Annotated in this window: 1 protein-coding gene; it reads left to right on the forward strand. The window is 66.8% G+C overall.

Features of this window, described 5'->3' with window-relative positions:
- Nucleotides 1-101: 101 nt before the first annotated feature.
- The coding region (locus Q1B08_RS21805) for a transposase (protein WP_299823597.1) at nucleotides 102-352 on the forward strand (251 nt) is incomplete at its 3' end.

The following is a 352-nucleotide window of genomic DNA, read 5'->3' on the forward strand; positions in this document are numbered from 1 at the left end:
TGGCTGGATGCACGCGGACGGCTACGCGGGCTTCGAGGACCTCTAACCGCTCCGGCGACATCTGCGAGGTCGCCTGCATGGCCCCTCACGGCAGATTTGCGATGCAAATCGCCTGTCGGGCAATGCATGTGCGTCGCAAGTTCGTCGACGTCCACCGGGCCCAGGGATCAGCGATCGCCGACGAGGCCATCACACGCATCGCCCAGCTCTACGCGGTGGAGAAGGAAGCGCGGGGGTCACCGCCGGATAGGCGCGTCGAGATCCGGCAGGCCAAGGCGGCGCCGATCTTCGACGACCTCGAGGCTTGGCTACACCTCCAGCTGCCATCCATCTCGGGGAAGTCGCCGCTGGC

Source organism: uncultured Jannaschia sp., from assembly GCF_947494025.1.
Taxonomy (GTDB): Bacteria; Pseudomonadota; Alphaproteobacteria; order Rhodobacterales; family Rhodobacteraceae; genus Jannaschia.